12 protein-coding genes are annotated in these 9,931 nt (G+C 40.4%); 6 read left to right on the plus strand and 6 right to left on the minus strand.

Annotated features, from left to right (window positions below):
* The first annotated feature begins 97 nt into the window (after positions 1-97).
* The 4 genes from PN471_RS05145 (at position 98) to PN471_RS05160 (ending at position 4,274) form a co-directional block, all read left to right on the plus strand.
* Positions 98-214: a photosystem II reaction center protein I gene (locus PN471_RS05145; RefSeq protein ID WP_035082549.1), complete on the plus strand. Its 117-nt coding sequence runs from the start codon at positions 98-100 to the stop codon at positions 212-214.
* Positions 215-312: 98 nt separating this feature from the next.
* Positions 313-2,664 carry a DUF3769 domain-containing protein gene (locus PN471_RS05150; protein WP_271775935.1) on the plus strand — a complete coding sequence of 784 codons (2,352 nt, stop codon included), beginning with the start codon at positions 313-315 and terminating at the stop codon, positions 2,662-2,664.
* Positions 2,665-2,691: 27 nt separating this feature from the next.
* Complete coding sequence (gene tmk, locus PN471_RS05155) at positions 2,692-3,318, plus strand: dTMP kinase (RefSeq protein ID WP_271775936.1); 627 nt, start codon at positions 2,692-2,694, stop codon at positions 3,316-3,318.
* A 2-nt stretch (positions 3,319-3,320) separates the two neighbouring features.
* Positions 3,321-4,274 carry a DNA polymerase III subunit delta' gene (locus tag PN471_RS05160; protein WP_271775937.1) on the plus strand — a complete coding sequence of 318 codons (954 nt, stop codon included), beginning with the start codon at positions 3,321-3,323 and terminating at the stop codon, positions 4,272-4,274.
* A gap of 77 nt (positions 4,275-4,351) precedes the next feature.
* Here PN471_RS05160 and PN471_RS05165 read toward each other — a convergent pair whose 3' ends face one another.
* Both PN471_RS05165 and PN471_RS05170 read right to left on the minus strand, forming a co-directional pair.
* Complete coding sequence (locus tag PN471_RS05165; RefSeq protein ID WP_271775943.1) at positions 4,352-4,798, minus strand: VOC family protein; 447 nt, start codon at positions 4,796-4,798, stop codon at positions 4,352-4,354.
* Positions 4,799-5,023: 225 nt separating this feature from the next.
* Positions 5,024-5,257, minus strand: a complete 234-nt coding sequence (locus PN471_RS05170) for an Hfq-related RNA-binding protein (protein ID WP_193899343.1) — start codon at positions 5,255-5,257, stop codon at positions 5,024-5,026.
* 97 nt (positions 5,258-5,354) lie between these two features.
* On the opposite strand from PN471_RS05170, the gene dapF reads away from it, so the two are divergent.
* Positions 5,355-6,191: a diaminopimelate epimerase gene (gene dapF / locus PN471_RS05175; protein ID WP_271775938.1), complete on the plus strand. Its 837-nt coding sequence runs from the start codon at positions 5,355-5,357 to the stop codon at positions 6,189-6,191.
* A 405-nt stretch (positions 6,192-6,596) separates the two neighbouring features.
* Here dapF and PN471_RS05180 read toward each other — a convergent pair whose 3' ends face one another.
* Entirely contained in the window at positions 6,597-6,869 is a 273-nt protein-coding gene (locus PN471_RS05180) for a helix-turn-helix domain-containing protein (RefSeq protein WP_271775939.1), read from the minus strand.
* Between the two features lie 387 nt (positions 6,870-7,256).
* On the opposite strand from PN471_RS05180, the gene PN471_RS05185 reads away from it, so the two are divergent.
* Positions 7,257-8,234, plus strand: a complete 978-nt coding sequence (locus PN471_RS05185) for a carbohydrate kinase family protein (RefSeq protein WP_271775944.1) — start codon at positions 7,257-7,259, stop codon at positions 8,232-8,234.
* A 298-nt stretch (positions 8,235-8,532) separates the two neighbouring features.
* Here PN471_RS05185 and PN471_RS05190 read toward each other — a convergent pair whose 3' ends face one another.
* The 3 genes from PN471_RS05190 to PN471_RS05200 form a co-directional block, all read right to left on the minus strand.
* On the minus strand, positions 8,533-8,871 hold the full coding sequence (locus tag PN471_RS05190) for a type II toxin-antitoxin system HicB family antitoxin (protein ID WP_271775940.1): 339 nt from the start codon (positions 8,869-8,871) through the stop codon (positions 8,533-8,535).
* A complete protein-coding gene (locus PN471_RS05195; RefSeq protein ID WP_271775941.1) occupies positions 8,868-9,122 on the minus strand; it encodes a type II toxin-antitoxin system HicA family toxin in 255 nt (84 codons plus the stop codon). Before PN471_RS05195 ends, PN471_RS05190 begins: the two co-directional genes overlap by 4 nt.
* 90 nt (positions 9,123-9,212) lie before the next feature.
* Complete coding sequence (locus tag PN471_RS05200; protein WP_271775942.1) at positions 9,213-9,695, minus strand: gluconokinase; 483 nt, start codon at positions 9,693-9,695, stop codon at positions 9,213-9,215.
* Positions 9,696-9,931: the final 236 nt, after the last annotated feature.

Here is a 9,931-nt window from a genome sequence, read left to right on the forward strand (position 1 = left end):
CCCCTGCCCCCTGCCTCTTCCTATTCCTTCGCAAAAGGAACAAGATATGGGTAAGATAAGTTAATTACTATTTGGCAAACATCTGGGAGTTAGTTCTATGTTGAGTTTAAAAATCGCTGTTTATATTGTCGTCGGTTTGTTTGTTAGCATTTTCATATTCGGGTTTTTGTCTAATGACCCAGCCCGTAACCCTGGTCGTCGGGATGCAGAATAAATAGCCAATAACTTAACTCTAGTGGCTGGAAGGTAGAAACAGGCTAAGATGTGATTTAACCTTCCGGCTATTTTTTGCTTTCTGGTCAGCTTGAAAATATGTTTCATCCAGTATTACCGCCTCAGCTACCTCCAAGTCTTGAATCTTTAAAACCTGTTGATAATGCTGCTTTTGCTCCTATTGTCAAGGTGAAAACTGATGAGCGAAAACTGATAATTGTTGGTAAAAATCAGGATGACAAGTATCAATCAAATACCAGCCCAGTCCAGGCAAATGTTGTTGAGAAGTCTTTTTCTCTATTATCTCCACCGGAAAATTTAGCACCCAAGTCTTTACCTAGCTATCCTGAAGAATCGGCAGTTTTAGCGGAAACATCTATCCCCCCAACTCAGCCTAGTCATCTCAATTTACAGGAATCGGGGGGGAAATTACGGCTGTCTGTTGGCGATAAAAAACCTGCTGCACCAGTCCAAAATATTATTGAATTTAAGCTTCGCCAGCCCAAAAATCAAGAGTCAACACCTGCTAATGTAGAATTTCCGCCGTCACCTCAACTACCGGCAGTAGAGAAGATTCCTGTGGGGAAAGGTAGAGTTGTGGAAGTAATTGCCGATCGCCAGGAGTATGATGAGCAAAGGCGAGTTGTCACTGCTGATGGTAATGTTGTCGTCAGATTTGATGGAGCAGTGATTGATGCCGATACCCTACAAATTAATTTGGATAATTTGATTGCGGTGGGGGAAGGTAATGTGGTTTTAACTAGAGGTAATCAGGTACTCCAAGGACAACGGTTTACCTATAATTTTATTCAAGATAATGGGGATTTAGAAAACGGTAAAGGTCAACTTTATGTCCCCACAGCAAGTACAGATTTTGCTTTTTCACCAACTCTACCTACGGATATTACAGCAGGAGGTGTATCTAGCCAGCCGTTAAGTAATCGCATTCGCGCTAATCAGCCGCTGACGGGTGTGAACAGTTCAGGGGGTATCCAATTTGGTGCTAGTGGTCAATCAGATGTGCGAAATGTCCCCGTACCTGAGTTTGGGGGGACAGTGAAACGATTCAGGTTTGAAGCTCAACGGATTGAATTTTATCCGCGAGGTTTTCAAGCGCAAGATGTGAGAATTACTAATGATCCTTTTTCACCACCGGAATTAGAATTAAGAGCGGAGCAGGTAAATGTGACGCGGGAAGCGCCTTTGATAGATAAAATTACTACCCAGCGTCAAAGGTTGGTTTTTGATCAGAACATTGTTATTCCTCTGCCTGTTAATAGTCGGACAATAGATCGTCGTCCACGTCAAGTCAATCCGACTATTGTTTCTCCTGGTTTTGATGCGGGTAAACGAGGTGGTTTGTATGTAGAACGCGATTTTGAAGCGATTAATATTAATCAAAAACGTTGGACTATTACACCCCAATTTTATCTGCAAAGGGCTTTTAAAGATGGCGGGAATGTGGCTAGTTTATTTGGGGTGAAGACTAGGCTAAATGCTGTTTTTAGTCCGAAAACTATTTTGGAGGGTGCGGGGGAGTTAACCAGTTTTGATTTCAATCAGTTAGAAAATAATTTGCGCGGAAGTGTGCGGTTACGCCAAAATTTGGGTAATGTTAATCCTTATATATTGAGTTTGGAGTCTGTTTACCGCGATCGCCTATATAATGGTAGTCTTGGTTATCAAACTGTCCAAAGTAGTCTCGGTGGTATCATCAGTTCTCCCATTATGCCTTTAGGCAAAACCAGTATTAATCTTAGCTATCAAGGCGGCGCTCAATATATAGATGCAAATACTGACCGTCAAGATTTACTCTCACCAGGACGAAAAAACGATCGCATTTCTCTGGGTCGTTTACAAGGAACTGTGGCCTTGAGTGGTAGTATCAATTTGTGGCAAGGGCAACCATTGGCAGCTACAGCTAGTGAGGGATTAAAATATACCCCTACTCCTATCGTACCGTATTTGCAGGCGATCGCAGGTCTCACAGGAACTACCAGCTATTATAGTAGCAGTGATAACCAAAGCACTTTAACTGGGACTATCGGCTTAGTAGGACAGATTGGCAGTTTTTCTCGCCCTTACTTAAATTATACCGCCTTTAATCTCACCTACTCACAAGGAACTAATAGCGGTTTATCACCCTTTCTTTTTGATCGTTCAGTGGATAACAAAGTCCTGAATGCAGGTATTTCTCAGCAAATCTATGGACCACTTAAGTTAGGTTTGCAAACATCCATTAATCTAGATACTGGTATAAGCACTAGCACTGATTACATAGTCGAGTACAGCCGTCGTACCTATGGTATTACCCTACGTTATAATCCAGTGCTAGAATTAGGCGGTTTTAGTATTCGCATTAGTGACTTTAATTGGACAGGTGGTACAGATCCATTTTCCAATGGAGAAATTAAACCCGTTCTTGGTGGCGTAATCCGTCAAGATAATTAAAAATCAGTATTTACAAAATTTAACAACATGAGTGGTAAATTAATTGTCTTTGAAGGGGTAGAAGGATGTGGTAAAACTACCCAGATGCAACTGTGTTTTCAGTGGCTAGAAAGTTTAAATATCTCCGTACTACTGACTCGTGAACCGGGGGGGACCAAGTTAGGAAAGGACTTGCGAGTGCTATTATTGGAGAAGTCCCCAAGTAAGCCGGTGGGGGAAGTGACGGAACTGTTATTGTATGCTGCGGATAGGGCGCAACATATTCAAGAGGAATTAAAACCGAATTTAGCTACAGGTAAATTTATTTTGTGCGATCGCTATACTGATTCTACCATTGCTTATCAAGGTTATGGTAGAGGTTTAGATATGAGTCTAATTAATAATCTGAATCAGATTGCTACTGGGGGTTTAACAAGTGATATAACTATTTGGTTAGATGTAGATGTGGAGGTGGGTTTATCGCGCAAACGGGGACAAGCTAAACTGGATAGAATTGAACAGGAAACTATGGATTTTCATCGTCGGGTACAGCAAGGATATACAGAATTAGCTGCATCCAATCCATCCCGAATTGTGAGAATAGATGGTAATAACAGTCAAGATATTGTTCAAAAAAATATACAGGATATTTTACAGCAACGCCTGTTTTCATAATTATGTTCTCTTCATTAATCGGACAACAGCAAGCAGTAGAATTATTAACTCAATCCGTTAAACAACATCGAGTTGCACCAGCTTATATGTTTGTGGGTGCTGATGGTGTAGGCAGAAGTTTAGCAGCAAAATGTTTTATAGAATTACTTTTTTCTAGTTCTATAAAACCTGATCAAATTCCCATTTTACACAATCGCATTCAGCAAAGAAATCATCCAGCTTTATTGTGGGTAGAACCAACTTATCAATATCAAGGACAAAGACTCACCCCAGCAGAAGCAGCCGAAAAGGGAGTTAAACGCAAAGCACCGCCGGTCATTCGTTTAGAACAAATTCGAGAAATTACCCAATTTCTTTCTCGTCCACCCTTAGAAGCAGCGCGAAATGTCATAGTATTAGAACAAGCCGAAACAATGGCGGAATCTGCGGCAAATGCGTTGTTAAAAACTTTAGAAGAACCAGGAAAAGCGACATTAATTTTAATTGCCCCTTCTCCGGAATCTGTGCTACCAACTTTAGTATCCCGTTGTCAAAAAGTCCCCTTTTATCGGTTAAATACTGCGGCCATGACTCAGGTATTGACACAAACAGGAAATGCCGAAATTTTGCAACATCCAGAAGTTTTAAATATAGCCGCAGGTAGTCCAGGAAATGCCATTTCCTCCTACCAACAATTGCAAACCATTCCCTGGGAATTTATCGCCCAGGTGAAAAAAACACCAACATCTTACCGTCATGCTTTAGAATTAGGTAAAAAAATTGATAAAGAATTAGATACAGAATCACAATTATGGTTAATTGACTATTTACAACAATACTATTGGCAACAAATACATGAACCAAAAATTATTCAACAATTAGAAAAAGCTCGAAAACATTTACTTTGTTACGTCCAACCTCGTTTAGTTTGGGAATGCACATTTTTAGCCTTATTTAAAATATCCCAAAATCCGTAGGGGTTTCCCCGCCCTCAATTGCTTTTATATTGCCTTTTTATATTGCCTTTAGTTATGAAATTTTCCTATTGTTTCATTTAATCAGGATCACAACGAATTTCAATCATAAATCCATCGGGATCATAAAAATACACTCCTCTCCCAGTAGGACGGGAAACAGGTCCATAAGCAATAACCAAATTATTTTCTTGAATTACTGCTAATGCTTCGTCAAATAATTCTGGATCAATATCAAAAGCTAAATGATATGCTCTTGTAAAAGACTTACTGGGATCTGGATCTGGTGGTAATAATTCGGGTTCTCCAAATAAGTCAATAATTGTGCCGTCAGGAGTGATAAAATTAGCGACTTTGCCGGCGTTGACAAGTTCTCTCAATGTTTTCGGTATTTCGTCCCCTGTAAGTTCGTGTAAGCCTAAAATATGACCATAAAAATGGCGAGATGCTGCCATATTTTCGACGTTGAAAGCGATATGATGAACTTTGCGGAGGTAGCCGGTGGGAATATTTTTTTGAGAAATCATCATCCCGAAATTTAGCATCTATGGATTTAAAATTATCTGCAAATTGAGAATAAAGCACGGCATGAGTCTCAAACCCTGATGATCTCGTTGAAAAAATCATGACTCCGTTCGCGTAGCGTCTCCGAAGGAGAAACTCCTAACACCGAACTCAGGTAAGGCAATAGGCAATAGTGAAGAGGGTTTGGGGAATTTTACTTTTCTTTACACAGTTTGGTTTTATTGTGTTCACCTACTTACTGTATCACTGAATGGTTTCATGTAGACGATCGCCTGTTTCCAAACCATAATCTGCTCATTATTACCATCAAAAATACAGATACAATTGTGATCCTGCCAAAATATGCGACCTGTAATCAAATCACCAGTCATTAATCTAAATTCGACCGTTAATTTTTCTTTAATGCACTTCTGGACTTGACGAGTGCTAGGTAGGGAAGTATCAAATTGATCGGTTGGCATATATTATACTGGTAATTGACAACGGACAACGAACAACTGACAACTGACAAATTTTTTAATAGTATGAATGAATCTTGAATAATTCATTTAGGGCAAAATGGCAATCGAATTTACTAAGTATCACGGACTCGGTAATGATTTTATTCTTATTGATAACCGTTCCTCATTGACACCAGTATTAACACCAGAGGAAGCTGTACAGTGGTGCGATCGCCATTTTGGCATCGGGGCAGATGGTGTTATTTTTGCACTTCCTGGACAGAATGGCACTGATTACACCATGCGGATTTTTAACTCCGATGGTTCAGAACCAGAAATGTGTGGGAATGGGATTCGCTGTTTAGCGGTATTTTTAACAGACCTAGAAGGCATTTCCCGGACAAAAGATAAATATCATATTCATACCTTAGCCGGTGTGATTGCCCCCCAACTCACCGATGATGGTCAAGTTAAAGTGGATATGGGTGAACCCCGGTTATTAGCACAAGAAATTCCTACCACTTTATCACCTGGTGAGTTTCAAGTCATTAATCAACCCTTGGAAGTAGCCGGAAAAACTTGGGATGTTACCTGTGTCAGCATGGGAAATCCCCACTGTATCACCTTTGTGGAAGATGTTGCGGCGATTAATTTAGAAAGCATTGGTCCCCAATTTGAAAATCATCCTGTATTTCCTAAAAAAACCAACACCGAATTTATTGAAATAGTCAATCGTAACTATTTGAAAATGCGCGTTTGGGAAAGAGGCGCGGGAATTACCCTTGCCTGCGGAACAGGTGCTTGTGCCTCCTTAGTAGCGGGTGTATTGAACGATAAATGCGATCGCACTGCTACCATAGAATTACCCGGCGGACTCCTAGAAATCGAGTGGTCAGAAGTTGACAACCGGATTTACATGACAGGACCTGCCGAACGAGTATTTACAGGCAGGTAAATATTAAATCTAGCTTAGGGCTTGCTGAAAAAGTTGTCTGTGAGGGCAGGGAACAGGTTACAGGTTACAGGGAACAGGGAACAGGGAACAGGGAACAGGGAACAGGTTACAGGTTACAGGAAATAAATAGTTTCAGCTATCTGGATATCCTCAATTTTCAAAATCCGACACAGAAAAATGCACCAATTTTGAGATAAGCTGTTACGCAGCTAAATTTGATAACCATAATTTACTTGAACTTTGTAGTGCGGGCATCTTGCCCGCTAGAATTATACAAACTAAATGCACAACAGCTTACCATCAGCCAAAACCCTGCAATTTCTTGTGATAAAAATCCGTGAGACCCTTATTAATAAACGGTTTTAGCTTTATATGGCTAAGGCCAAGCTACGCTATCAGCAAGCCCTACTTACTTTCATCATTCCAGATGGGAAGAGGACAGCAATTAACATCATTCAAACAAACTTTACCCCATTGTAAAGCCCAACGCACCAAAGCCACACGGTTATCAGTTTTCGTCTTGGTGAGAATATTACTGATGTGGTTATCAACCGTACGTTTACTAATTTCCAGTTTGACTGCAATTTCTTGGTTAGTTAAGCCTGTGGCGACTAAGTCTATAATTTGCAGTTCTCTGTCTGACAGACTAACACGGGTCCCAGACTCACTAGTAGCCATGACTTACCATTCCTCCCTTGTGTATATGTACTCAAGTCTTAATTCCTTATTCTAAAAGATTCTTTCCGAGGCGGAGGGTTTTAAATGTTGCTAATAATACTAATATCAAGATTTTCTTTTGATTTTAGGTTTGTAGTCATAAAAGCTACAGATAACAAGTATTAATTTTAACTAAGTGCCAGATTTTGGCAAATGGAGTCTCAAAATAGGTGGATTTTTCCTTGTCGGATTTAGAAAATTGAGGATATCCAGATGGCTGAAACTGTTCCCTGTTCACTGTTCCCTGTCACCTCCCCTCACAGACAACTTATTCAGCAACCCCTACTTACATACTGCGATAGTGTCAAACTAGATTTAGATTATGCCCCATCGAAAATCAAAAATGAAATGAGTAATCCCTCTATTTTATGTCTTGGTGAAGTCTTGTTTGACTGTTTAGCTGATCAATTGGGACTTAAGCTAGAAGAAGTGCAATCATGGACTCCCTATCCCGGAGGTGCGCCGGCGAATGTGGCTTGTGCTTTGGTAAAATTGGGAACTTCAGCCGGTTTTATAGGGGCTGTGGGTGAGGATGAACCAGGGAATGCACTAATAAAATTATTGGAAGACCTTGGTGTAGATACAACTGGTGTCCAACGTCATTCTACAGCGCCAACGAGACAAGTATATGTGGTTAGGGATTTGGCAGGCGATCGCACTTTTGCTGGTTTTGGTAAATATGATACCTCAGAATTTGCTGATACCCGCCTCGAAGCTGCAAAGTTACCAACTGCGCTCTTTAATGAAGCTGACTTTTTGGTGGTGGGAACTTTAGAACTAGCCTATCCTGAAAGTGAAAAAGCTGTTTTGCAGGCTTTGGAGTTAGCAGAACAATATGACCTGAAAATCATTCTCGATGTCAATTGGCGACCAGTATTTTGGCAGGATGAAAAGACAGCTAAGACCAAAATCCTGTCATTGGTAAAGCGATGCGACTTTCTCAAATTAACCAAAGAAGAAGCACAATGGTTATTTAATACTACAGACCCAGGGGCAATTACTTATAGGCTCAATTCTTTGGAAGGGGTTTTGGTGACAGACGGTGAACATGGTTGTGCCTATTGTTTAGGGGAAAATGAAGGTAAAATGCCGGCGTTTTCCATTTCTGTAGTAGATACAACTGGTGCAGGAGATAGTTTTTTGGCTGGGTTTATCCATCAATTACAACAGGTGGGGATTCACGGACTCAAAGATGCAGAAACAGCCAAAAGGATTGTTACCTATGCCAGTGCTGTGGGAGCATTAACTACTATTAAACCAGGTGCGATCGCATCCCAACCCACTGCGGCTGAAGTTGATGCTTTTCTCGCTTCCCATCAACTTTAACCAATAGCACATTCAATGGGAATATCAGTGACTATACTAAACACGGACATGGACTTTTACGAAATTACGAAAAACCTGGATTTGTAGGGGTTTAGCACTGCTAAACCCTTACCCACAGATCAAATGAATAAGCCGTGTTGAGTATATTAGCTGATATTCCTGATACAATTTGGCATTTTTCAAGCATTTTCCAAGGATTCCCCCTGCAAATAATATCATGTCCGCCTGAACACTTACGATAAAAATGACGCTGATATTTTGGAATATAACAACTCTGCAAATTTTATATCGTAACCAATTACCCGGACATAATATAACGTTCCAGCGCATCCGTCACCAGCTTATTGAGATTCACCCCCCGCTGTTGAGCAAATAACACCGCTTGGCGATGAAGTTGGCTACCTACGCGCACATTAAAACTCCCCTTAAACGGCTTCTCAGGTTCAATCCCTTTTTCCTCACATAGAGTCAAATAATCATCAATTGCTTCCTCAAAACTAGCCCTCAGACTAGCGACATCTTCCCCCTCAAAACTAATTAAACTGCGAATATATTCCACCTGTCCATAGAGGATTTTATCTTCATCGCTATAGTGAATAGAGCCAAAATAATCCTTATATTGCATCATGTCATTCATAGCAACTCTTCCCCTTGGAGAATCTCAATAATCTGTTCAATTTGATATCCTTTAAGAATATTTTGAGGATGAGGTTTGTGTAATGTTATAACCACTCCCGCATCATTGAGAAAACGTCGTCGAGAACCTCCCGTTTTACCCGTGCTGACTTCCTCAAAACCAAACCCAGAAAGCAAGCTAACCAACTCCTCCCAGGTAAAATCCTTGGGACGACTGATAAACCGCTTAATTAATTTCTCCCTACGGGTCATGAGAACTCCAGACTGCTTATTCCCATTATCTGCCCTCAAAAACTTTTTGCAACTAAAATTAGTGACATTAATATTATTTCATCAACTCGCCTAAATTGCTAAAGCCGTTCTAACCTTCTTTACAATCATTTCAGGCAATTCAGAAACATCAACACAAATACAATTATCTGGCTCTTCAAGGTCATGAAACTGACTTTTGAGGAGCTTTTCGGTCATAAAGTGATTTTGTCGGGCTTTTAGCCTGTTTTCAATCACATCAAAAGACCCCTTCAGGTAAACTAGCTGAATGCAGCTATCAATTATCAGCATTTGACGATAACTCGTTTTGAGTGCTGAACAAGCCAAAACTACATTTTTACTTTCTTGTAGCCAATTTTTGATGGCTGCTTGTAAATCTTCTAACCAAAGCTTTCTATCAGCATCATTCAGAGGAATACCCAGCCGCATTTTTTCGATGTTTGTTGCTGTGTGGAAGTTGTCAGCGTCGCTAAATTCCCAGTTTAGTGTTTCTGCTAAGAGTTTACCAATGGTGGTTTTACCAGCGCCAGAAACGCCCATTAAAAGAATAATCATTGATAGCTATTTTTAGACCAATGAATTACATATTAATGAATGTTTCGCGCAAAGACGCAAAGAAGCAAAGGCGCAAAGAAATTAATTATTCTGCTTTGTGACGTACTCCACACACTCCCTTTCAGGTGAGTGTGGGCTTCTCAGTGACTCCTCTATGAGGACATTAACTGAGCTTTAAGACCGTGCGCCCCACGGTTCTTTGGTTTTGAGATTTGTTTTTTGTTTTGTAGGCTGCA

The sequence above is a fragment of the Aphanizomenon sp. CS-733/32 genome (assembly GCF_028330045.1).
Classification (GTDB): Bacteria; Cyanobacteriota; Cyanobacteriia; order Cyanobacteriales; family Nostocaceae; genus Dolichospermum; species Dolichospermum gracile.